Consider the following 23,072-nt stretch of genomic DNA (forward strand, 5'->3'; position numbering starts at 1 on the left):
GACGAATGCAGAGTGTCGAATGACAAATTAAAGCGCCGCCAGTGCCGCGGCGGCGACTTCGGCGGTTTGTTCGAGGTCGTCGCGGCTGTGGGCCATGCTGATGAAGCCGGTCTCGAACTGGCTGGGGGCAAAGTACACGCCGTGGTCGAGGCAGTGGTGGAAGAATTTGCGGAAGGCGGCGAGATCGGACGTTTTGGCGTCTTGGAGGTTGTGGACTTCCTTCTCGGTGAAGAAGAGGCAGAACATGCTGCCTTTGCGATACCAGCGATAGTTGAGGCCCTTTTTCTTGAGGACATCGAGCACGGCGGTTTCCATGATCTGACCGAGGTTTTCGAGCAGGGCGTAGCCGTTTTTCTTCTCCAGCTCGCGAAGTTGAGCCAAACCGGCGGCGAGGGCGACGGGATTGCCGCTGAGTGTGCCGGCCTGATATACCGGGCCGAGCGGTGCGAGCTGGTCCATGATGTCGGCACGACCTCCGAAGGCGCCGACGGGCAATCCGCCGCCGATGACCTTGCCGAGGCAGGTCAGATCGGGTGTGATCTTCTCCAGTTCCTGCACGCCGCCTTTGGCGAGACGGAAGCCGGTCATGACTTCGTCGAAAATGAGCAGCGCGCCGTGCTTGGTGGTGATGTCGCGGAGTTTTTGCAGGAAGCCGGGCTTGGGCAGGATGAGACCCGCGTTCGCCGGATACGGTTCGACGATGATGCAGGCAATTTCGTGGCCTTGTTTCTCGAACAGCTCTTCCAAGGCCGCTTCATCGTTGAAGGGCAGCACGCTCGTCAATTCGGCGAAGGCTTTCGGCACACCGGCGCTGTCGGGATTGCCGTGCGTGAGCGCTCCGCTGCCGGCGGCGACGAGGAGGCTGTCGGAATGGCCGTGGTAGCAGCCGTCAAACTTCACGAGGCGATCGCGGCCGGTGAATCCACGTGCGAGGCGAATGGCGGACATCGTGGCTTCCGTGCCGCTGCTGACCATGCGGACTTTTTGAATGCTGGGCACCCATTCGCAGATGGTGCGGGCCATTTCGACTTCGTAGAGGTTCGGGATGCCAAAGCTGACGCCATCCTTGGCAGCGTTATGGATGGCCTCAATCACCGGAATCGGCGCATGACCGAGAATGGCGGGGCCCCAGGTGCCGACGTAGTCGATCATGCAACGGTCATCGACATCGTAGATGCGGCAGCCTTTGGCACGCTTCACAAAGAAGGGATCGCCGCCGACGTTGCGAAAGGCGCGCACGGGCGAGTTCACCCCGCCGGGGATGTACTGCTTGGCGAGCTCGAAGAGCTTGGTGGAAAGGGGTCCGTTGGGCATGGGTGGGGTGGCAAGGGATACGCGGGAGGTTTGAGGCGTCGAACAAAAGGTTGCCGGGGACCGTCTGAGTCGGCTATTCTCATTTCAAAATCAGCCCCATGCCTATGAAAGCGCTCTGTTGGATGCTCCTCACGCTATTGACCGCTCAAGCGGCCCAGGCGCAGTCAGTGACCTCGTCTTCCCGAAACAAATCGTCCTTGCAGAATCTGGAGCCGGGAACGTTTTCCGTGGAAGGCATGACACCGAAGCCGGTGATCCTTAAAGTGCAGATTGAGGCGCCGATGTATCCCACCAGCAAGTTCCAGGGTGCGCTTGGTTCCTTTGCGCCCGGCACGCTGGTTACCCTCATCGCGATGTCGGACACAGCCTACCGTGTGCGTGGCCGGGCCCGTCATGGCGATGTCGCCGGCTGGATTCGCCAGGCCGATGTGCTGTCAGCCGACCCAAATCTGGCCGCAAATCTCAAGAAGCTCTACGAGCGCACCAAGAAGGTCGAGGAACTCATTCAGAATCGTCAGGTCGCTCTTGGCATGACCAGCCAGGAGGTGCAGGCATCGCTGGGCAAGCCCTCCCGCACGAGCGCTAAAATCAACGCCGCAGGCAAAGAGGAGAAGCTTGAGTTCAGCATCTACGAAAGAGTGCCGCAGACCACCACCAGTCGTGATGGCTTTGGCCAGCTCGTGCAGACCGTGATTTATGTGAAAGTCGAGGTCGGCACGCTCGGCGTCAGTTTCAAAGACGGCGTCGTCGCCGAAATCGAGGAGACCAAGGGCAATCCGCTCGGTGGTGGTGGCGTGCAGATTGTGCCTACTCCACCCGTCTTCTGATCAGCGCATCGCCTCTTTCACCCGCTCCGGCGTCCACCCAGCCGCACGCAGGCTGCGCAACGAGCGCGCATCATCACGTTTCGCCAGACGTTTGCCGGTTTCATCCGTGATCAGCCGATGATGATGCCATTCCGGCACCGGCAGGTCGAGCAACTCCTGCAACAGCCGGTGCAAATGCGTCGCTTCGAGCAAATCTTCGCCACGCGTCACCAGCGTGATGCCTTGCAGCGCGTCATCGACCACCACCGCGAGATGATAACTCGCAGGCGTGTCCTTCCGCGCCAGCACGACATCGCCAAACACATCGGGTCGCGTGGTGAAGCTGCCACGATCGCGATCTTTCCAGGTGAGTTGTTTGGAAACGAGCGTCACTGCTTTGGCAACATCCAGACGAAGCGCATAGGCCTCACCAGCCGCGATGCGTTCTGCACGCTCGTTCGCACTCCGATTCCGGCATGTGCCCGGATACAGCGGACCATCGGGGCCTTGGGGTGCATTTCCAGCGCGTGCGATCTCCTCCTGAATCTCCCGCCGCGTGCAAAAACATGGATACAAGACGCCCCGTGCTTCCAGCTTTGCCAAAGCGGTCCGGTAATCGTCAAAGTGGTCGCTTTGACGTCGCACTGGCCTTTCCCACGTCAAACCCAGCCATGCGAGATCCTCAAAGATCGCCTCCTCATACTCCGGCCGTGCCCGCGTGCCATCGATGTCCTCCAGCCGGATCAAGAACCGTCCGCCTACGGCCGCATCATGCGCAAACAATGCCGCATACGCATGCCCCAGATGCAGCCATCCGGTGGGGCTGGGGGCGAATCGGGTGACTTCGAGCATGCGCGGCGGGTTCAGGCGGCACGTACTTTCGCCACGACATCGCCATTGTCGAATTTCCCGCGCATGATCTGGTTGTACACATGGAGGTCCGGGCGGATCATGCCGTGAGTGAGTCCGCATTTGACCTTGGTGACCGCCAAGGCGGGAGACTCGCGCCAGCCGCCGCGTGCCAGGTTGGACGCCGGCGCCTGCAAATACAGCGTGTGATCGAAGGTCTCCTTCGCATGCACCTCGCCATCGTGAATGTGCAGTGTGGGGAAGAACACCGTGCCGGTCAGCGCGGATGGAAACGAAAACGCCATCGGATGCACCTGCGCGTTGCCCGGCTTCAACTTGAACACGGCAAAGCCAAAGTCCGCATAACCCGGAAGCTTTGCCCACACGCCCTCTGGCAGCCTGAAGCGAGCATCCAACCGGCTGAAGTCGGCGATGGTCGGCACGAAGCTCGCATCATAGGCGCCGACGGACACGACTTTGAGCGAATACCCGGTTGCGGCTGGTGCAGCACCAAACGGGTCCGCTTCTCTGCTTTTCGGCATCGGAAACAGCTCCCACAGATCCTCGAAGACGTTTTCATACTTCGAGAAGTCGAAAAACTTCACCGCATCCTCGCCTGTGCCCTCCTTGACCGGAATCGGCAGCACCATCGCCAGATCCTGATCCGCCTTCACCGACATCTGGTAGATGATCACCTGATTCCCATGCTCGCCCAGCCGCGCGAAGATACGCGTGTTTTTGACCTCCTCGACTTTTCCAGTGAAGCAGCACATGATGCCGCATGCTACCGAACCGTCACACCTCCTGTCCAGCATGAATCTCGCCGACCTCGTCTCCCATCTCGACACCGAATTGCGCATCGCGGAGATCGCAGATTACTCGAACGCGCTCAACGGCCTCCAGCTCGAAAATCATCACGGCAAGGCCACGAAGATTGTCGCCGCCGTCGATGCGACGCTGCCGGTGATGCGCAAGGCAGTCGCTGCGGGAGCGGATTTGCTGATCGTGCATCACGGCATGTTCTGGACGGGGCTTCAAACGTGTACCGGACCGGTGTTTCAGAAGATGAAAGTAGCGCTGGATGCCGGGCTGGCGGTTTACAGCTGCCATCTGCCGCTGGATTTCCATCCCACGCTCGGCAACGACGCCGTGCTTGCGCGGTCGCTTGGTTTGGAGCCTTGCGGCACCTTCATGAAGACCAAGGGCACCGAAAATGGTGCTAAGATCGAGACGGAGATCAGTCGTGATGAACTGGTGAAGCGTCTGGAGACCGCGACGGGCTCGAGAGTGCATGTTTGCGCTGCTGGACCGGCTGTTTGCCGCAAAATTGGCATCATGACCGGTGGCGCGGGTTCGGAGGTGGCCACGGTGGCGAAGGCGGGCATCGACACTTTCATCACCGGCGAAGGGCCGCATTGGAGCTACACGCTCGCCGAAGAGCTGGGCATCAACGTCCTGTATGGTGGCCACTATGCCACGGAGACCTTCGGCGTGAAGGCGCTGGCGGCGCACATCGAGGCGAAATTCGGCATCCCGTGGGAGTTTGTGGATCACCCGACGGGTTTGTGAGCCATGAGCTGGTTGAAGCGTGATTTCTTCGAGCGCGACGTTCTCGACGTGGCGCATGATCTGGTCGGCGTCGAACTCGTCTGGAACGGTTGCTCCGGCATCATCATCGAAACCGAAGCCTACGCAGTCAACGACGATCCGGCCTGCCACACGGCCTCACGTCCAAGCGCCCGTGAGTTTGTGCGCTCCAAGCCTCCCGGCACGGCCTATGTTTATTTCAACTACGGCATGTACTGGCTCTTCAACCTGCTCGTCAAAGGTGGTGGGCGCGACGGCCTGATCCTCATCCGTGCTCTGGAACCCAAACGGGGCATCGAGGCAATGCAGCAGCGCCGCAAGCGCGACAAACTACACGAACTCTGCTCCGGCCCCGGCAAACTGTCGGTCGCTCTTGGAATCGAAGGCGCTCATCACGGCACCGTGATGGTCGGACGCGGCAGACCGCCGGGCTGTGGTCTCAGGATGCCGCAGGATTCCACGCATGAAGTGGTTACCGACATCCGCGTCGGCATCAGCCAGGCGGTGGACTTCCCCTGGCGCTTCCTGTCACACCACAGCCCTCATCTCAGCGTGAAACACGGCAAGGTGAAGCTGTCGGCGCTCACGCCACGCCGCCGCCCAAAATGAGGCGCACCAAGGCCACGATGCCGACGGCGATGTTGATGGTGAGGCCGATCTTTCTCTCCGGGAAGACGCCGAAGATGATGCCAATCACGCAGAACACGAGTACCAGCCAGTTCAGTGCTCCCAGCAGCGGAATGAGGCTGGGGACCATGCACAGCGCGGCGAACAAGCCGATCAGGACCGAGAGGATTTGGCAGATGGTTTTCATAGTGGCGGCAAAGATCGTCGGTTGGCCTTGAACACAACTGGAATTCTGGGGTGAAATTGGAAGCCCGCCTTGCATTCCCCTCGCTGGAGGCTAATCTCGCCGCCGCTCGTGATTCCAGGAGAGGTGGCTGAGTGGTTGAAGGCACCTGACTCGAAATCAGACGTTGTCGAAAGGCAACCGAGGGTTCGAATCCCTCCCTCTCCGCCATCTTATCGAGTCACCACCGGGAACGAGTCCGGCGCATCCACGGCGTAAAACTCGCTCGCTTCAGGATCAGGCATGCCATGACTGCGGATGCCTTCCAATCGGCGGCGGCTGCCACGTTCGCTGCTCGGACGATTCGCCGTGCGCTGCACGAGATCCGTGATGACGGGCGCGGCAACTGCGGCGCCGGCCGCGAGCAGCGCCAGAGCGATCACATTGGAGGAACCACGACGCATGCCACGCCCAAACAGGATGCCCAGCGCGCAGCCTGCGGCGGCGGGGGCTATCAGGGAAGCATAGGACTCATAGCTGGGGGCGGTAGCGTTCTCTTGCATGCGGTACCATAGCCGCACACGGAGAATCACCAAAGAGGAATTTGCCCGTTCCCCGTTTCCTGTTAAATCATCCCTTTGCCTCTTTCCCCCCACATGACTCAAGCCGCATCCCCCAAACGTTACGCCCTCATCCTCGCCGGAGGCAGCGGCCAGCGCTTCTGGCCCATCAGTCGAGACGCCCTGCCCAAGCAGTTGCTCAAGCTCTTTGGCGACAAGACACTCTTGGAACTTACCATTGAGCGTCTCACCGGCTTCGTGCCCAAGGAGAACATCCTCATTCTCACCAACAAGCAGCAGGAGGCCTCTGTTCGCGCCCTTGTGAAGGATTTGCCCGCCGAAAACATCGTCGCTGAACCAGAAAAACGGGACACTGCGCCCGCCATAGCTCTTGCGGTTGGTTGGGTCGTTGCTCGCGAACCGACGGCCACCATGATCGTGCTGCCGGCCGATCATCTGATCCAAAACCACGCCGAGTTTCAGCGCGTGCTGCAAAACGCGGCTCTGGCCGCCGAAAACAGCGGCAGCCTTGTGACCGTAGGCATCAAACCGACCTGGCCGTGCCCCAGCTACGGCTACGTCGAGCGTGGTCGTCGTGCCAGCATTGGTGGTCTCGATGATCTGCCTGTCTGGGAGGTCGCCCGCTTTCGTGAGAAGCCGAATCCTGATCTCGCCGAGCACTTCATCAGCCAGGGGAACTTCCTCTGGAATGCCGGCATGTTTATCTGGACCATTCCTGCCATTTTCAGCGAACTGAGCCGTCATTGCCCTGTGCTTGCCGATTTCATTTCCGAGCTGCGCGGTTCCAAGGACTTCATGGCCACAGTTGCCAAACAGTTTGGCAAGCTGCCCAAGCTTTCCATTGACTACGCGCTCATGGAGCGCGCCTCCCGCGTGCTCAACATCGAGGCCACCTTCGACTGGGACGACGTGGGCAACTGGACCAGCGTCGGCCGTTATCTCAAGGCCGATGACGATGGCAATCAGCACAACTGCGCCCTCTCGCAGCAGGACGCGGCCAACAACATTGTCTTCACGCAGACTGGCCAGCATGTTGCCCTGCTCGGCGTGCAGGATCTCATCGTTGTCGCCTCGAAAGACGGCCTTCTCATCGCCAACCGCAGCAAGGCCGAGAGCATCAAAAAACTCGTCGATGGTCTTCCTGCGGAGCTGCGTTGAGACTTTTCCCCTATGCCGCGCATTCTCGCCATCGATCACGGCACTGTGCGCATCGGCCTCGCCTTGAGCGATGAGACCGAGATCGTCGCCAGTCCTTTCAAAACGATCGACGCAAACCACGAGCCCGAGCGCACCATCGCTCGCATCGTCAAGGAGAAGCACATTGACAAAATTGTCATCGGCATGCCCTACCACATGAGCGGCGACAAAGGCGGCGCGGCCGAGCGTGTCGAAAAATTTGCCACCAGCCTCGGCAAGGAGCTGCAGCACATGATTTCAATCGAATTCGTCGATGAACGCCTCTCATCCGTCGAAGCCGAGGCCGCCATGTCCCGTGCTGGCATCACCGGCAAGCGCGAGCGCAACGAGATCGTCGATCAACTTGCCGCAGTGGTCATCCTCCAAGAGTATTTGAACCAGCAGCGCGGCCCCGAGGGCTTCCTGCTGCCTGACGCCGCCTACGAACTCCCATGGACCGATGAGCCGAAGCGACGTCGAAAGTAAAGCTGGCCTGCAGCGCGGCCCTGAGCCGGGCTCCAAGCGCTTGAAGCTCACCATCGCCTACTGCGGCACGCCCTGGCGTGGCTGGCAGAGCCAGGAAGGCGGCGGTGGCGTGCAGGATGAAATCAACGCCGCCATTCGCAAAGCCACCAGCATCGAAACCCGCGCACAAGGCAGCGGACGCACCGATGCCGGTGTGCATGCGCTCGCGCAAACCGCGCACTGCGACGTGCCCGAAACCGTGCGCATGAGCGGTGAATCGTGGGCGAATGCGCTCAATGCCTGCCTGCCGCTCACCATTCGCATTTTGTGCGTCGAAGAGTCCGACCCGAGCTTCCACGCCCGCTTTGACGCCACCGGCAAAACCTATCGCTACCGCATCTGGCGTCCGCGCATGCTCTCGCCCTTCGAGGCAGATCGCGCTTGGCATGTCTATGGCCCGCTCGACATGGAATCGCTGCGCTGGTGCTGCGAAAAGCTCGTCGGCACGCACAACTTCATCCGCCTCTCCGCCAATCGTGGCGACATGCCTGAGACCGAGCGCCGCCTGCTGCCAGACAAAACCACCCGCACCATCCATCGCGTCGATCTCCGCGAAAACGGCGACGTGATTGAGCTCGAATTCGAAGGCGACGGCTTCCTCTACAAAATGGTGCGCCTCATCGTCGGCAGCCTCCTCCACGTCGCACGCGGACGCGAGCCAAAGGAGTGGTTCGCCAGCCTGCTGAACGATCCCACCGGCATGCAGAGCAATCAAACCGCCCCTGCCTGCGGTTTGTATCTGGTGAAGGTGAACTACCCTGCCGAGTGACGGCCGCTTGCATCTCGCCGCCCTTTGCGGCATGACAAGCGCCCCCATGCCACACGAAGCCCAAATCGCCCGCCGTCGCTCCTTCGCGATCATTTCGCACCCGGACGCCGGCAAAACGACGCTCACCGAAAAGCTCCTGCTTTACGGCGGTGCTGTCGCGCTTGCAGGCTCCGTGACGGCTCGCAAAAACCAGCGTGCGACGACCTCCGACTGGATGGAACTGGAAAAACAGCGCGGCATTTCCGTCAGTTCCACCGTGCTTCAATTCGAGTACAAAAACTGCGTGGTGAACCTGCTCGACACTCCCGGTCACAAAGACTTCTCCGAGGACACCTACCGCGTGCTCACCGCCGTCGATGCCGCCATCATGGTCATCGACGCCGGCAAAGGCATCGAGGCGCAAACGCGCAAACTCTTCGAAGTCTGCCGTCGCCGTGGCGTGCCTATCTTCACCTTCATGAACAAGCTCGACCGCCCTGCGCGCGAGCCGATGACGCTGCTCGACGATCTCGAAACCGTCCTTGGCATCGGCGCCTGCGCCATCAACTGGCCGCTCGGACTCGGCCAGCAGTTCCGTGGCGTGTATGATCGTCGCAAAAAAGAAGTCCATCTCTTCGAGCGCACCGTTCACGGTGCTTACCGTGCACCTGAAAAAGTCGGCGGCCTCGACGATGAATTCGTCGCTACGCACACCGTTCCTGAAGCACTGGAGCAGGCCAAGATGGAACTCGAAATGCTCGACGGTGCCGGTCACGACTACGACCGAGCCAAGATTGATCGTGGCGAACTCACGCCCGTCTTTTTCGGCAGCGCCAGCAACAACTTCGGCGTCCAGCTCCTGCTCGACGGCTTCCTTGAACTCGCTCCACCGCCCGAAGCCCGCATGGCCGACGATGGTCGCGTCATCGAGCCTAACAACGAAGGCTTCTCCGGCTTCGTCTTCAAAATCCAGGCCAACATGGATCCGCGTCACCGCGACCGCATGAGCTTCGTGCGCATCGTCAGTGGCAAGTTCGAGCGCGATATGCAGGTCACTCACACCCGCACCGGCAAAATCGTCCGCCTCGCCAACTCCCAAAAACTCTTCGCCCAAGATCGCGAGACCGTGAATGAAGCCTACGCAGGCGATGTCGTCGGTATCGTCGGCAACCACGGCTTCGGCATCGGCGACACCCTCGCCACCGACCCCAAGCTCAAATTCGACGAAATCCCCCGCTTCGCGCCCGAAGTCTTCGCCTACCTGCACAATCCCAGCACCGCACATTACAAACGCTTCCGTGACGGCCTCGAGCAGCTCCTCAGCGAAGGCGTCGTGCAGCAGTTCACCCAGCCGCACGCCGGCCAACGTGTCCCATTGCTCGGAGCCGTCGGCCCCTTGCAGTTTGAAGTCGTGCAATTTCGCCTGGAGAGCGAATACAACGCCCAAAGCCGCATCGAAAACGCCCCCTACACCGTCCTGCGCTGGGTCCGCACCAAAGACGGCGGCTCCATCGAAGACTTCGACATCCCCAGCGGCGTCGCCACCGCGCAAGATGCCGAAGAACGCTGGGTCGTCTTCTTCAGCGACCAATGGGCCATCAACTACTTCGAGCGCCGCAATCCGAACGCCGAACTGTCTGAGATTCCGTGGGATGAGGTCGAAAAAACAGCAGCCAAATGAAAACCGTCGTCATCACCGGCTGCACGCGTGGACTCGGCCGCGCGATGATTCCGCGATTCATCGATGCGGCATGGCAGATCGCCGGTTGTGGACGCGATGAAGCCCAAATTGCCGAGTTGGGTCGCCAGTTCACCAAATCGCACCTTTTCCAAGTCTGCGATGTCTCATGTGAAAAGGACGTTGCAACGTTTTGCGCCGCGATTCTCAAACAATTCGGCCCACCGGACCTCGTGTTGAACAACGCGGCCATCATCAATCCAAACGCGCCGCTGTGGGAGACGAGCGCGGAGGATTTCAGCCGCATCCTCGACATCAACATCAAGGGTCCCGCCGCCATGATGCGTCATCTGTTGCCTGCGATGCTGAAGCGCGGTTCCGGCGTGATCGTGAACTTCTCCTCCGGCTGGGGTCGCTGCACAGCGGCGGATGTGGCTCCCTATTGCGCCACGAAATACGCCATCGAAGGCCTTTCCATGGCCACGGCACAGGACACGGGCGGCAAAGTGGCCGTGATCCCGATGAATCCCGGCATCATCGACACCGACATGCTCCGCAGCACCTTCGGCGGCGAAGCGGGCGGTTTTCCTGATGCTGACGACTGGGCGAAACGCGCCGTGCCTTTCTTCATCAAACTCGGTCCCAAGGACAACGGCAAGCCGCTCACCGTTCCCGGCGGCTGACAACTCCTTGACCGTTGACCTCCGACTCTGGACGTTCGGTGATGCGCCTCCTCATCACCGCCGGCCCGACGCGGGAGCCGATTGATCCGGTGCGGTTCCTTTCGAACCGCTCCTCGGGTCGCATGGGTTATGCGCTGGCCGAGGCCGCATGCGAGGCAGGACACGATGTGGTGCTCATTTCCGGCCCCGTGGCGATCTCAGCACCGGAAGGTGTGATGTTAGTTCATGCGGAAACAGCGCGCGAGATGTTCGACGCAGTGCAAATCTACCTCAGTGGCTGCGACGCGGCCATTTTCAGCGCGGCGGTGGCGGATTACCGGCCGGTGCATGTCGTGGCGCAGAAATTGAAAAAGACCGCCGACAAGCTCACGCTCGAACTCGAACGCACCGAGGACATCCTCGGCTCCGCTCGGTCAAAACTCGGCTTTCAGGGCTTCCTCGTCGGCTTTGCGGCGGAAACCGAGAACCTGATTGCTCAGGCGCAGGAGAAGCTGGAGCGCAAAGGCTGCGACATGATCGTCGCCAACGACGTGTCACAGGCGGGCATCGGGTTTGACAGTGCGGAAAACGAAGTCACCCTCTGCCTCCCCGGCGGCCGGACGATTCATCTCCCCAGACAATCGAAAGCAGCCATCGCGCGTGAATTGATCGCGCACATCACCCAGCTCTCAGCCCCCAACGACCCGAAGTGAACGAACTCCTCACCACCGCCACCGAAGCCGCGCACGCCGCGGGCAAAATGATCAAAGACAACTTCGGCTCCGAGCTCACGGTGAACGAAATGCAGCGCCACGACATCAAGCTCGAACTCGATGTGCTCAGCCAGAAACTCATCACCGAGATGATCCTCGCACGCTTCCCCGATCACGCGATCTTGGGCGAAGAAGGCGGCGAAATCGGCGGCAACGGTGAAGTCGAGTGGATCGTCGATCCCATCGACGGCACGGTGAATTACTTCTTCGGCATCCCGCATTTCTGCGTCTCCATCGCCGCGCGGAAGCGTGAGTCGAAAGAACTGCTTGTGGGCGTGATCTTTGATCCGACTCAGAACGAAACCTGGACCGTCGTCCGTGGTGAAAAGCCGATGCTCAATGGCAAAACGGTTAGCGTCAGCAATCGCGGAGAGATGGCCGAGGCCGTCGTCACCGTCGGCTTTTCCAAGAGCAAGGAGGCGCTCGATCTGGGCTTCGCCCGCTACAAGCGCATCGCCTACGAAGTGCGCAAGACACGCATGCTGGGTAGCGCCGCGCTCGCCATGGCTTACATCGCCTGTGGTCGTCTCGATGCGTATGTCGAGGAACAGATCAGCCTTTGGGACATCGCCGCCGGACAGCTCATGGTCGAAGAGGGCGGCGGCAAAGTGATGCTCAAACCGAGCACCACGAAGCCCGGCACCATGTTTATCTGCGCCTGGAACGGCAAGCTGCCCATCGAAGCGTCTCTCTAAATCGCATGTCCGCCCCCGACACCCGCGAAGTCATCCTCGAAGCCCGCGAACTCACGCGTGAGTTCGATGGCGTGAAGGCGCTCGACCGCTTCAGCTTCAAGCTGCATCGCGGCGAGGTGTTGGGCCTGCTCGGTGCGAACGGCGCGGGCAAAACCACCGCGATGAACTGCCTTCTCGGCCTCACGCTGCCGACAACTGGCGATATTTATGCCTTCGGCCTGCCCCTTCAGGCGAATCGCATCAAAATCCTGCAGCGCTCCAATTTTTCCTCCGCCTACACCGCCCTGCCGGGCAATCTGCTCGTGTGGCAGAACCTGCTCGTGTTTGCGCGCATCTACGGCGTGCCGAACCCGAAGAAGAAGATCGCCGAGCTGCTCGAACTCCTCGAAATCCCGCACCTCTACAAGCGCGTCACTGGCCAGCTCTCCGCCGGTGAGTCCACTCGCGTGAACTTGTGTAAAGCCTTCCTCAACGACCCCGAGTTGCTCATGCTCGACGAACCGACCGCGTCACTCGACCCTGACATCGCCGACAAGGTACGCAAGGTTGTGCGCAAAGTGCAGCGCGAGCGCAGCATCGGCATCCTCTACACCTCCCACAACATGCGCGACATCGAAGAGGTCTGCGATCGTGTGATCTTCCTGCACAAAGGCAAGATCGTCTGTGAAGGCACGCCCTCAGACATCGTCGAACAATCCAGCAGCAGCACGCTGGAGGATGTCTTCATCAAGATCGCCCGTGACGGCGAAGTCGTGGACGAATCAAAGAAAACCGCAATCGTATGAGCCTCCGCATCATCAGCGCCCTCATCATGCGCTACCTGTTCCTCTATGCACGGACGCCCATGCGCCTCGTGGAGCTCGTCTTCTGGCCGCTCGTTGATCTCGTGATCTGGGGCAACGTCACCGTCTTCATCCAACGGCATAGCGACGAGAAATTCGGCAGCTTCATTCTGTTCTTCCTTGGAGCGATGATCCTTTGGGACATCCTGTTCCGCGCGCAGCAAGGCGTGGCCATTTCATTCCTGGAAGATGTGTGGACGCGCAATCTGCTCAACATCTTCGTGGCGCCCGTGCGCACCGTGGAATACCTCAGCGCCACCTTCGCGGTCGGCTTTCTGCGCATTTTCGTCACCTGCCTCGTGATGAGCGTCATTGCCTGGGTTGGCTATTCCTTCAACATCTTCCAGCTTCACTGGTGGCTGGTACCGTTCTTTCTCAACCTCATGGTCTTTGGCTGGTCGCTCGGCATGATCTCCACCGCGCTCATCCTGCGCTGGGGGCAGGCCGCTGAATCGCTCGCCTGGGCCGTGCCGTTCTTCATTCAGCCGGTCGTGGCCGTGTTTTACCGTGTCGAGGACATGCCCGCGTGGTCGCAGCCCTTCGCCTGGCTCTTCCCTGCCACGCCCATTTTTGAAGGCATGCGTGAGGTGATGAAAACCGGCACCATGAACTGGAACCACCTCTGGCTTGCCGCAGGTTTGAACGTGATCTACCTCACGCTGGCCGGCTGGCTGTTCGTCTGGGTGCTCAACATGACCCGCAAGCGCGGCCTGCTGACGAAGTTCGCCACGCAATAGTAGCCTTGTTGCTGTGCAACAAGGATGCCTGTTCCACAGGAACAGGTCAACTTAGCGCTGCCCGACCTACTTCCAAACGCCCGCCGCACGCAGCACCGTCTCATGCACGGCGATGTCGTGTGCGGCATCCCAGGCGTGTTTTTTCTCACCACGCACGATCTTCGCCAGATCGACAAACTCCGCCGCATAGCGATCCTTTGGCACGTCGAGTTGAAACGACTGCGCGCCCTTCTTGTAGCTGCCACGCGCCTTGGTAATCGACAGATTCACCTTCCCGGACTCCAGCGGCACGATCTCGAAGGTTCCTTCGGTTCCAGTGACGTTGAACCTCCGCCGTGGGCCGCCAAACGGGTCCGTGTGATTGCAGCGGATAACCGCCGTGGCCTTCGCATACTTCAAAACGGCCATCTGGTTGTCCTGCACACCATCATCGCGTGTTGGCGTTGAAAAGCCCGTCACCGACTGCGGCTTGCCCAGAATAGTGACCACCGCGTCCATGACATGGCAGGCCAGCTCAAACATCCCGCCGCCTTCGAGCTTACGAATCGCTCCACGCGTGCTCCCGTTGGCCAGTTTGCCCATCGCCGCGTCGATCTCCGTGATCTCGCCGAGCCAGCCTTCGCGCACGGCTTGGAACAGCAGCTCAAACGCCGGATTGTAGCGCAGCATGTAGCCCATCTGCACCGTCAGGCCGCGTTTCTCCGCCTCCAGCCGCATGGATTTGAATTCGTCATGCTTCAGCGCCCCTGGCTTGTCCAGATGCACATGCTTGCCTGCCTCAATGCCGCGCCGCGCCGTCGCGCAGGAGGCTTCGACGCGAGTTTCCACTGCCACCGCCTTCAAATCCGGCACGGCGAGCAGTTCCTCCTCGGTCATCGACTTCACACCTTCATAACCTTCCGGCCCCGTCACGCCCACGACCTCCCAAAGCTCCGTCAAAGACCGCATCGCCACCATCTTCCCCGCCGCATGCGCATGCTCCGTGCCGATCTGGCCGATACGGAGTGTGGAACTGCCGCTGGCGGCAAAGGCGGTCGAACCGCAGGCAAGGAGGAAAGAGCGTCGTTTCATAAGGTGAGTTGAAACGAGCCTGTAGGCGATTCCTCACTCGGAAATCTTCATCGCCACAATCACCGGGAGCTGAACCGGCAGGGTGACGAGATCGAAGGCTCCGGCGGCGACTCGTTCACCTGGGGTGACACGGCCTGAAAATGAGTTGCGGAATTCCAGCCCGGCACTGGCACAACTGGACAGGCTCAGGCTGGCTAGGGCGAGAGGAAGGAGGAGTTTCGTTTTCATGATGGGCGTGCTGGTTGAGCACGACGAATCATGCGCCAGCCCCCGCCAAAGGCCTCATTGATGCTCTGAATGATCCAATCGGGCCGGTGAATGCCGCTACCGCTTCTTGCCACCGCGCTTCGGCTTGCCGTAAACGACGTTCTTGCGCTGCGGCAAGGTGCCGGTGTCGTCGGTGTTCAAGCCGGCGCGTTTCTTGAGTTCGCGGATCTGATCCCGCAGCAGGGCTGCGCGCTCGTATTCGAGCTTGCTGGCGGCTTCGGCCATTTCTTGTTCGAGTTCGCGGATGGTCTCGGTGATGGCGAAATCGCCGCCGCCTTCGCGGACGACGTTTTCTTCGATCTCACGGGCCTTGCCGAGCACTTGCAGGCTTTCTTGAACGGCGCGCTGCACGGTTTGCGGGGTGATGCCGTGCTTCTCGTTGTGATCGGTCTGCACCTGGCGGCGGTAGCCGCTGATGCTGAGCAGGGAGCGGATGCTTTTGGTCTCGATGTCGGCAAAGAGCACGACTTCGCCGTTGATGTGACGCGCGGCGCGACCGGAGGTCTGGATCAGCGAAGATTCGCTGCGCAGGAAGCCTTCTTTGTCGGCATCGAGAATGCACACGAGGCTGACCTCGGGCAGATCGAGGCCTTCGCGAAGAAGATTGATGCCGACGAGCACATCGCAGTCGCCCGAGCGCAGGCTGCGCAGGATTTCGACACGCTCGATGGCGTCGATGTCGCTGTGCAGGTAGCGGACTTTGAAGTCGAGATTGCGCAGGTAGTCGGTCAAATCCTCCGCCGTGCGCTTTGTCAACGTCGTGACGAGCACGCGCTCGCCTTTTTCGATGCGCTGGCGGCAGAGCTCGATGGTTTCGTCGATCTGGCCTTTCAGCGGCTTGATGGTGATGACGGGATCGAGCAGGCCCGTGGGGCGGATGATCTGCTCGACGACCAAAGAGCGGCCTTTGGCCGTGACATCGAATTTATCGACGGCTTCGGCGCTGCCGCTGACACGCACGGTTTTGGAGAACGGCAGCGGATCGGCGATCTTCGCGATGTAGCCGGTGTTGCCGACGACGCTGTTCTCGATCTCAAAGCGTGCGGGTGTGGCGCTGACATAGACGAGTTGTCCGACCTTGCCCATGAATTCCTCGAAACGCAGCGGGCGATTGTCGAGCGCGCTGGGAAGGCGGAAGCCATGCTCCACGAGCACCGTTTTGCGCGATTTGTCGCCCTCATACATGCCGCCGATCTGCGGGATGGTGACGTGGCTTTCGTCGATGAACATGAGCGGCGGCTCCTTGAAGAAATCCAGCAGCGTGCCGGGCGTGGCGCCGGGTTCACGGCCGGTGAGGTGGCGGCTGTAGTTTTCGATGCCCTGGCAGAAACCCATCTCCTGCATCATCTCGATGTCATACTGCGTGCGCATCTTGATGCGCTGCGCTTCGAGCAGTTTTCCTTCCTTCTCGAACCACGCGACGCGCTCCTCGGCCTCCTCACGGATTTTCACGATGGCTTTGCGCAGTTTGTCGCCGGGTGTGACGAACTGCTTGGCCGGAAAGATCGTGTAGCTCGGCATTTTGAGCGTCACCGTGCCGGTGAGCACGTCCACGGCGCTGATGCGGTCGATCTCGTCGCCAAAGAACTCGATGCGGATCGCTTCGTTCTCCAAATAGGCCGGCACCACCTCAATCACATCGCCCCGAGCACGGAATTTGCCGCGCGTGAGCTGGATGTCGTTCCGCTCGTAGAGCATGTCCACCAGCTTGGTCAGCAGCGTCTCGCGCGACATCTGCTGGCCCACGCTGAGCGGCAGCATCATGCCCTCGTAATCCTCAGGCGATCCCAAGCCGTAAATGCAGCTCACACTCGCCACGATGATCGTATCCTGCCGCGTGATCAGTGCCCCCATGCTGGAGAGGCGCAGGCGCTCGATCTCGTCGTTGATGGCGGAATCCTTCTCGATGTAGGTGTCCGTGCGGGCGATGTAGGCCTCCGGCTGGTAGTAGTCGAAGTAACTGACGAAGTACTCCACCGCGTTGTGCGGGAAGAAGTTTTTAAACTCCGAGTAAAGCTGCGCGGCGAGCGTCTTGTTGTGCGAGAAGACCAGTGCAGGCCGACCTATTTGCTCGATGACATTCGCCATCGTGAAGGTCTTGCCCGATCCCGTGACACCCATGAGCGTCTGATGCCGGTTCCCGGCACTAACAGACTTCACCAACTTCGCGATGGCCTGCTCCTGATCGCCCTGCGGGCGGTACTCGGTGTTGAGCCGAAAAGCGGACATGGCAGGAGCCGCGACGACTTAGGACATGCCCGAACCGGCTTGATCCGGCACTGGCAGATCCGCAGGGTCCATCGCTTCGGTCTTGGCGGGAGCCGGTTGAGCGTAGCGCTGACGGTATTCCTTCCAGGAGATGAGCTTGCGGTCGGATTCATCCCAGAGGCGCAGATTGATGCACTTCAGGCTCGACCAGAACGTCAGCGGCTTGATCGAATGAAACATCGGATGGGAGTTGTGGCAGCTCTCCAGGTAGTAGTTCGGGATGCGGGAACTGAGATGGTGAACGTGATGGAAACCGATGTTGCCGGTGAACCACTGGAGGATTTTCGGCAGCTTGTAGAAGGAGCTGCCTTCCAGCGCGGCGGTGGTGTAGTCCCAGTCTTCCCGGTGCTCCCAGTACACGTCTTCATACTGGTGCTGCACATAAAACATCCAGATGCCCGCCATGCCGGCGAACATCGTCACGGGAAGCTGCATCAGGATGTAATTTTTGAAGCCGAACAGCCAGCTCAGTCCGATGACCATCAACAGCATCGCAACGTTCATCGTCATGACAGAAGCGCGATCTTTGCCCTTCGCACGCGGCGAAGGGAAACGCTGATGGATGAGAAAGAGAACCAGAGGTCCGACGACAAAGATCATGACCGGGTTGCGAAACAGACGGTAGAAGAAGCGCATCTTTGGGGTGGCCTCCTGGTATTCCTTCACCGTCATCGTCCAGATGTCCCCATCGCCACGGCGGCTCAGGTCACCCGAGGTCTGGTGATGCACCGAGTGCTGCCAAGTCCAGTGCAGGTAGGGCGTGAATGTGAGCATGCCGCTGATGAAGCCGAGGATGTTGCTGGCCGCTTTCGATTTGAAAAAGGAGCCGTGACCGCAGTCATGAAACATGATGAACACACGCACCAGCAGGAGACCCGCGATCGCGGAGATGCCGAGCGTGAGCCAGTACGAAACCTCCAGGCTGCGATACATCGCATACCACAGCAGCGCGTAGGGGATGAAGGTGTTGACGATCTGCCAGGTGGAACGGGGAATGGAAGGAACCTGGAAGGGGGCTACAATTTTTTTCCATTCGGAAATCGTGGCCTGGGGCATGGCTGATGTCATCTCAGGGGCGCTGGTCGTGGTCATGGTTGATGGAGCGCGGTATGTAGCAGGTTTTCTGGATTAGTCCCGTGCTCAATTTGTCATTTATCTCTCATTTTTGGTACTTTCGCACAAGCCGGGCGGTTCAGGTGGTCCTCACTCAACACTCACATCCTCAATAATCTCTGAATGGCCCCCTCGGCTCGCTCGCGTCCATTTCCGTTCGCCATTGAGCGAGCCGCTCCCGCATCATCTTCGCGATTTCAGGCTTCTCGGCGCTCAAATCGTGCTTTTCACTGAGGTCGGTGCTCAAGTCATAAAGGCCGTTGCCCTTCACGGACTCCAGCCACTTCCAGTTCTCGAAGCGTGCCGCCTTGTCGCCCCGGCGCTGCCAGAACATCTCCTTGCGTGGGGATTTCGCCTCGCCGCGCAGGATGGGCAGCATGTCGAAGCCGTCCATTTTGACGCCTTCCGGTGTTTGGCTCCCGGTGGCGGCCAGCAGGGTCGGCACCAGTTCCAGAGCGGTCAGAAACTCGTCTGTCACCTTCCCGGCGGGCAGTTTTCCCGGCCAGCGCATGATGAAAGGCACACGCAGACCGCCCTCCCACATCGTGCCCTTGCTTCCCTTCAGCGGCGCGTTGCCACCGTTGCCGCTGCCGCCGTTGTCGGACATGAACAGGAAAATCGTGTTGTCCTTCTGTCCGGCTTTTTCGACCGCCTCCATCACTGCGCCAATGGCCTCGTCCATGCACGTCACCGCGCCGCAGTAACGGGCCAGTTTCTCGTTCTCCACCTTGCCGCGATACATCGCCACATACTTCTCCGGTGCTTGAACACCTTCGGCCACTTTCTTCTCACCCTCCGTCGTGCCTTCGCCGAACGCCGACGCCCCATGCGGCGCATTGAAGGCCAGGTAGAGGAAGAACGGCTTCTTCCCCGCCTGATCGCCGACGAATCGTAGCGACTCGCGGCGGAACACGTCCGTCACATAGGTTCCCTTGTCCTCCTGAGTGCGCTCATTGCCGCGAAACAGCGACGGCACGCCGTAGCGCTCGTGCGTGTAGTAGTCGATGCCGTTGTTGCCGTGGCCGTAGAAGAAGTCGAAGCCGCGCTGCAGCGGCAGGAAGCGTTTTGCCTGCCCCATGTCCCATTTGCCGATGCAACCCGTCGCGTAACCCGCTTTGCGCAGCATGTCGCCGATCGTCACCTCGCGCACATCCAGCCCCAGCGTCATCTCCGGGGACACCGCATACTCCTCGGGCGTGAAGCGGTGCCCGAAGTTCACCATGTCATTGCGCACCATGTCATAAAGCCCGTTGCGTTGCGGGTAGCGCCCCGTGAGTACGCTGCCACGCGATGGCGTGCAGGCCGGCCACGTCACATAAAAGCTCGTCCCGCGCACGCCCTCGGCGGCCAGCTTGTCCAGATTCGGCGTGATCAGCGGCTTGCTGCCGATGCAGCCGAGGTCCGGCCAGCCCTGGTCATCGCTGATGATGAAAACGACATTTGGCTGGGCGGCGAAGCACGCAGCCGAAAGGATCAGGAAAAGGAAAGCTCGCATGACCGTCTCAACGACGGCAGACGGCGCATTACTTCACTTTGAAAAGCGCCACGTCGAAAATCAGCGCCTCATTCGGACCGATGTTGCGGAAGGTGTTTCGTTCCTGCTGCTCGAAGTCGATAAGCTTCACCACGGGGTCAGCCTCTCCGGGTTCATCAGTCCACTTTGTGCATAAAGTCAGATCCCCGAGGGGGCTTCGCTTCTCTGGGTTTTCTCTTTCTCATACAGAGCCGCTGTCTCATCAATAGCAGGCTGCCACCACGGGGGGATGGTGAGTTTCACGCCAAGTTTATCCAGGGCGGCGGGAAGCTCTTTCAAACGATAAGCATACTTCCCGGCAAACGGAGCCACGGTCGCAGCGTCCCAAGTGGCGGCCATGATCTCGGAGTCTCCAGCCAGTTCCTGAAGCCTTGCCTGGTCATGGTGCTGCGGCTTCCTCAGCATCTGGTCGATCCAAACCAGGAAAGCATGGGCATTCTCCCTCATGGCCATGTTCGAGTTGGCTTTTTTGAACGTGGCCAAAACCTTCGGACGGAAAGTTGTCCATAGAGCGCTTTTGGCATCAAGCATTAGCTCCCTAAACTCGTGGTCGCCGTTGAACCGGTCGCTGACACGGTCCACGAAGCCTGCTTCATCAAACCGCCCGGCAGCCGCCTCGCAAAGCCGTTCGTTAAACAACACATTCAACTCTATGGCGACTTCGCGCTCTTGGCCTTCCAGCCTTCCACTGTGATTCGGGTGGATAGACCGAACGGCGGGTCCCAGAGTCTTCAGATCGTCCTGCCACTTCTTCACCAAACTAAACTGCAGGGTTTTTGTTCGTGGCCAGAGTTCACGATGAACGGCGCTGACTGCATTCGCCAACGACACCATATCTTTCATAAGGTCACTTACTGGCAGCCACTCCCGCGACTTGAGAGCAGGCAAGGCATCCCCCATTTTCAGCACCAGGACCTCCAGTGCTCTCAGCAGAAACTTGGCCTTCCTTTTGTGAGAACCCTGCTGTCTTGGGACGAAGACGTTGTCAGCCTGATGAAGTTCGGAACGATAGCGCTCAAGGGCGGCACGAGTGAGTTCGCTGGCCACGCGTGCTTCTCCGCAATGTTGATCTTTGGCGTGATTCACAATCCATTCCTTCAATTGCTCGGCCAATACTCCCGTTTTGCAGAGCTCCAGACAGTCCTCGAACTCTTTCCAGGTCACCGCTTGTGGAGCTTCCGTGATCGACATCTGGCCGCGAATCAGTTCAACGCCGTCGCCAGACCACAGGCTTAGCTTTTCAACAATCCGGGTGAGCCCTTGTGACACTTGGTCCCGCTCGGCCGACGAAAGGGCGACGGAATGATCTTTTTCACATTTGGCGATGTGCTTGGTGACTTCCTCGGGGACCTTTTCACTTTCATTCGAATGTGATGCTACCATCTCGGTGACCGCAATTTCCTGCCAGAACTTTGGATCATTTAGAAGCGGGTCGGCCAGCTTGGGGTGACGCACCTTGATGACCGTCGCTGCCAGGATCACAGGCCACCTCAACTCATATTCATGATGTCTCTCGATCTGATGCTTGAGCAACGACAAGTGACGAATGAACTGGCGAATGGCACGGGGATTCTGAGGCAGAAGCGGAATCACTTGGCGGACATCATCCGTGGGAACGAAAGAGCAATGCTTGGCGGCATCAGCCAAGGCAATCTTCATCAAACCCTCGGCGGTCGCTGGTGGCAGCCAAATGGGGTAGTCGATGATCTTCTCCAGAAACTTCTGCCCGTCACCGAATCCCCGATGACTCGCGCGAAACACCTTGCCAACTACGACAGGATCAAACCCACAAACGAAAGAGAATCCGGGGATGTCCATGACCTCCTTCAGGGCAAAAAGAATCTCGGGCACCAACTCGGCGGCGGTTCGGTCGAGATCATCAATTAAAACAACGACACGTTTGCCTTTCAAGTCGGCATGAAGCTTCTTCAAATCATCACGCCCAAATGAAAAGGCTCCTGTAAGCAGGTCCAATCCACCTGTGATGGCGGACCCCGTGTCACCAGGAATTTTCTTTGTCACAGTTGCAAGCAGGTCGCGGCCCTTCTTGAGGTATGACTTTCTGCGCACCTCTCCTGCCGCAGTGATGCCTCCCAGCTTGCCCTCTATCGTATCGCAACACTTCATCACAAACGCGTGCCAGAGGTCTGGTTTCGACGAATAGCCCCACGGATCAAACCACACTACGATGTGCCCCTCTTCCTCTGCCAAGGCCGACACAAACTTGAGCACCGAGGTCTTGCCGGTCCCCCATTCGCCATAGACACCGATGCGAGCCGACCAGCCTGCCGGACCGTTGGTGGCCACGTTGTAAATCTGGCGGGCCAGTGGCCACCGATTCAAGTGGTCATCTTTGGGGCCGAAGACCGGCGAATCAAAACCGGTTCCTTGATGGTCGGTCACGGGCCATGAGGGAGTGGGAGTGAGCTTGGAGGACATCAGGGGAGGAGGGAGGCAATCAAAGCATGTAAATAAAAGGGCAGAACAAGGAATCCTTGTTTCTGCCCTCTTCTTTTCTGTCAGTGGCGTGGGATCACTTCACCTTGATCAGCTCCACGTCGAAGATCAGCGCCTCATTCGGGCCGATGTCGCGACCGGCACCACGGGAACCGTAGGCGAGCTTCGAGGGGATGTAGAAGCGGAACTTCGCGCCTTCCTGCATGAGCTGCACGCCTTCGGTCCAGCCGGCAATGACACCATTCAGCGGGAACTCGATGGATTCCTTGCGGCGATACGAGCTGTCGAAGACGTTGCCATTGATCAGCGTGCCTTCGTAATGCACCTCCACCGTGTCCGTGGCCTTCGGACTCTTGCCGGTGCCTGGGGTGATGACTTTGTATTGCAGGCCGCTGGCGGTCACGGTCACGCCTTCTTTCGTGGCGTTGTCTGCGAGAAATTTTTCACCTTTGGCGAGAGCGATGTCGGACATGGGATGGGGAGTGTTGGAGTTGTGGATGGTTGGGACGCGGAGGCTAGCAAATGGGGGATAAAATGTCGAATGACGATTCGCGGACAAGGAGCGGCGCTTTTCAAGCGCCGTGGGCGGTTGCAAACCG

24 protein-coding genes and 1 tRNA gene are annotated in these 23,072 nt (G+C 59.7%); 13 read left to right on the plus strand and 12 right to left on the minus strand.

Annotated features, from left to right (window positions below):
* Nucleotides 1-27: 27 nt before the first annotated feature.
* Nucleotides 28-1,314, minus strand: a complete 1,287-nt coding sequence (gene hemL / locus U1A53_RS01220; protein ID WP_322278528.1) for a glutamate-1-semialdehyde 2,1-aminomutase — start codon at nucleotides 1,312-1,314, stop codon at nucleotides 28-30.
* Nucleotides 1,315-1,418: 104 nt separating this feature from the next.
* Between hemL and U1A53_RS01225 the strand changes: the two genes are divergently transcribed.
* Nucleotides 1,419-2,141: a hypothetical protein gene (locus U1A53_RS01225; RefSeq protein WP_322278529.1), complete on the plus strand. Its 723-nt coding sequence runs from the start codon at nucleotides 1,419-1,421 to the stop codon at nucleotides 2,139-2,141.
* On the opposite strand, the gene gluQRS is transcribed toward U1A53_RS01225, so the two are convergent.
* A complete protein-coding gene (gene gluQRS / locus U1A53_RS01230; RefSeq protein ID WP_322278530.1) occupies nucleotides 2,142-2,972 on the minus strand; it encodes a tRNA glutamyl-Q(34) synthetase GluQRS in 831 nt (276 codons plus the stop codon).
* A gap of 11 nt (nucleotides 2,973-2,983) precedes the next feature.
* Nucleotides 2,984-3,742, minus strand: coding sequence for a hypothetical protein (locus U1A53_RS01235; protein WP_322278531.1), 759 nt, complete (start codon nucleotides 3,740-3,742; stop codon nucleotides 2,984-2,986).
* Between the two features lie 40 nt (nucleotides 3,743-3,782).
* Here U1A53_RS01235 and U1A53_RS01240 point away from each other — a divergent pair, with 40 nt between their 5' ends.
* Nucleotides 3,783-4,538 carry a Nif3-like dinuclear metal center hexameric protein gene (locus tag U1A53_RS01240; RefSeq protein ID WP_322278532.1) on the plus strand — a complete coding sequence of 252 codons (756 nt, stop codon included), beginning with the start codon at nucleotides 3,783-3,785 and terminating at the stop codon, nucleotides 4,536-4,538.
* A 3-nt stretch (nucleotides 4,539-4,541) separates the two neighbouring features.
* Nucleotides 4,542-5,165, plus strand: coding sequence for a DNA-3-methyladenine glycosylase (locus tag U1A53_RS01245; RefSeq protein WP_322278533.1), 624 nt, complete (start codon nucleotides 4,542-4,544; stop codon nucleotides 5,163-5,165).
* Here the strand turns inward: U1A53_RS01245 and U1A53_RS01250 are convergent.
* Nucleotides 5,140-5,370: a hypothetical protein gene (locus U1A53_RS01250; RefSeq protein WP_322278534.1), complete on the minus strand. Its 231-nt coding sequence runs from the start codon at nucleotides 5,368-5,370 to the stop codon at nucleotides 5,140-5,142. The genes U1A53_RS01245 and U1A53_RS01250 overlap by 26 nt on opposite strands.
* A 117-nt stretch (nucleotides 5,371-5,487) precedes the next feature.
* Between U1A53_RS01250 and U1A53_RS01255 the strand changes: the two genes are divergently transcribed.
* Nucleotides 5,488-5,577: transfer RNA gene (locus tag U1A53_RS01255), tRNA-Ser, on the plus strand.
* Between the two features lie 2 nt (nucleotides 5,578-5,579).
* On the opposite strand, the gene U1A53_RS01260 is transcribed toward U1A53_RS01255, so the two are convergent.
* Nucleotides 5,580-5,909, minus strand: a complete 330-nt coding sequence (locus U1A53_RS01260) for a hypothetical protein (protein WP_322278535.1) — start codon at nucleotides 5,907-5,909, stop codon at nucleotides 5,580-5,582.
* Between the two features lie 93 nt (nucleotides 5,910-6,002).
* Between U1A53_RS01260 and U1A53_RS01265 the strand changes: the two genes are divergently transcribed.
* From U1A53_RS01265 to U1A53_RS01305, 9 genes are read left to right on the plus strand one after another with little or no spacing between them, the layout of a single operon-like run.
* Complete coding sequence (locus U1A53_RS01265) at nucleotides 6,003-7,085, plus strand: sugar phosphate nucleotidyltransferase (protein WP_322278536.1); 1,083 nt, start codon at nucleotides 6,003-6,005, stop codon at nucleotides 7,083-7,085.
* Between the two features lie 12 nt (nucleotides 7,086-7,097).
* The gene (gene ruvX, locus U1A53_RS01270; RefSeq protein WP_322278537.1) at nucleotides 7,098-7,589 is read left to right on the plus strand and encodes a Holliday junction resolvase RuvX; all 492 of its coding nucleotides are present in this window, start codon (nucleotides 7,098-7,100) and stop codon (nucleotides 7,587-7,589) included.
* Entirely contained in the window at nucleotides 7,564-8,397 is an 834-nt protein-coding gene (gene truA / locus U1A53_RS01275) for a tRNA pseudouridine(38-40) synthase TruA (RefSeq protein WP_322278538.1), read from the plus strand. The genes ruvX and truA overlap by 26 nt, the downstream gene beginning before the upstream one ends.
* A 46-nt stretch (nucleotides 8,398-8,443) precedes the next feature.
* Nucleotides 8,444-10,057, plus strand: a complete 1,614-nt coding sequence (locus U1A53_RS01280) for a peptide chain release factor 3 (protein ID WP_322278539.1) — start codon at nucleotides 8,444-8,446, stop codon at nucleotides 10,055-10,057.
* The gene (locus U1A53_RS01285; RefSeq protein ID WP_322278540.1) at nucleotides 10,054-10,737 is read left to right on the plus strand and encodes an SDR family oxidoreductase; all 684 of its coding nucleotides are present in this window, start codon (nucleotides 10,054-10,056) and stop codon (nucleotides 10,735-10,737) included. The genes U1A53_RS01280 and U1A53_RS01285 overlap by 4 nt, the downstream gene beginning before the upstream one ends.
* A 14-nt stretch (nucleotides 10,738-10,751) precedes the next feature.
* Nucleotides 10,752-11,429, plus strand: a complete 678-nt coding sequence (locus U1A53_RS01290) for a phosphopantothenoylcysteine decarboxylase (RefSeq protein WP_322278541.1) — start codon at nucleotides 10,752-10,754, stop codon at nucleotides 11,427-11,429.
* Nucleotides 11,426-12,184, plus strand: coding sequence for an inositol monophosphatase family protein (locus U1A53_RS01295; RefSeq protein WP_322278542.1), 759 nt, complete (start codon nucleotides 11,426-11,428; stop codon nucleotides 12,182-12,184). The genes U1A53_RS01290 and U1A53_RS01295 overlap by 4 nt, the downstream gene beginning before the upstream one ends.
* Nucleotides 12,185-12,189: 5 nt before the next feature.
* Entirely contained in the window at nucleotides 12,190-12,969 is a 780-nt protein-coding gene (locus U1A53_RS01300) for an ABC transporter ATP-binding protein (RefSeq protein WP_322278543.1), read from the plus strand.
* Nucleotides 12,966-13,763: an ABC transporter permease gene (locus U1A53_RS01305; RefSeq protein ID WP_322278544.1), complete on the plus strand. Its 798-nt coding sequence runs from the start codon at nucleotides 12,966-12,968 to the stop codon at nucleotides 13,761-13,763. The genes U1A53_RS01300 and U1A53_RS01305 overlap by 4 nt, the downstream gene beginning before the upstream one ends.
* A 66-nt stretch (nucleotides 13,764-13,829) precedes the next feature.
* Here the strand turns inward: U1A53_RS01305 and U1A53_RS01310 are convergent, their stop codons facing one another.
* From U1A53_RS01310 to U1A53_RS01340, 7 genes are all read right to left on the minus strand, one after another.
* Nucleotides 13,830-14,834 (minus strand): Gfo/Idh/MocA family oxidoreductase, encoded by a 1,005-nt coding sequence (locus tag U1A53_RS01310; protein ID WP_322278545.1) that lies wholly within the window; start codon nucleotides 14,832-14,834, stop codon nucleotides 13,830-13,832.
* A gap of 33 nt (nucleotides 14,835-14,867) precedes the next feature.
* Entirely contained in the window at nucleotides 14,868-15,062 is a 195-nt protein-coding gene (locus tag U1A53_RS01315; RefSeq protein WP_322278546.1) for a hypothetical protein, read from the minus strand.
* Nucleotides 15,063-15,158: 96 nt separating this feature from the next.
* Nucleotides 15,159-17,330, minus strand: a complete 2,172-nt coding sequence (gene uvrB, locus U1A53_RS01320) for an excinuclease ABC subunit UvrB (RefSeq protein ID WP_322278547.1) — start codon at nucleotides 17,328-17,330, stop codon at nucleotides 15,159-15,161.
* Between the two features lie 18 nt (nucleotides 17,331-17,348).
* Nucleotides 17,349-18,461, minus strand: a complete 1,113-nt coding sequence (locus U1A53_RS01325; protein ID WP_322278548.1) for a fatty acid desaturase — start codon at nucleotides 18,459-18,461, stop codon at nucleotides 17,349-17,351.
* 130 nt (nucleotides 18,462-18,591) lie between these two features.
* Nucleotides 18,592-19,977: a sulfatase-like hydrolase/transferase gene (locus U1A53_RS01330; RefSeq protein ID WP_322278549.1), complete on the minus strand. Its 1,386-nt coding sequence runs from the start codon at nucleotides 19,975-19,977 to the stop codon at nucleotides 18,592-18,594.
* A 177-nt stretch (nucleotides 19,978-20,154) separates the two neighbouring features.
* Nucleotides 20,155-22,455: a P-loop NTPase fold protein gene (locus tag U1A53_RS01335; RefSeq protein WP_322278550.1), complete on the minus strand. Its 2,301-nt coding sequence runs from the start codon at nucleotides 22,453-22,455 to the stop codon at nucleotides 20,155-20,157.
* Nucleotides 22,456-22,549: 94 nt separating this feature from the next.
* Nucleotides 22,550-22,945 carry an FKBP-type peptidyl-prolyl cis-trans isomerase gene (locus U1A53_RS01340; RefSeq protein WP_322278551.1) on the minus strand — a complete coding sequence of 132 codons (396 nt, stop codon included), beginning with the start codon at nucleotides 22,943-22,945 and terminating at the stop codon, nucleotides 22,550-22,552.
* Nucleotides 22,946-23,072: the final 127 nt, after the last annotated feature.

Origin of the sequence: Prosthecobacter sp., assembly GCF_034366625.1 — a bacterium.
Lineage (GTDB): Bacteria > Verrucomicrobiota > Verrucomicrobiia > Verrucomicrobiales > Verrucomicrobiaceae > Prosthecobacter.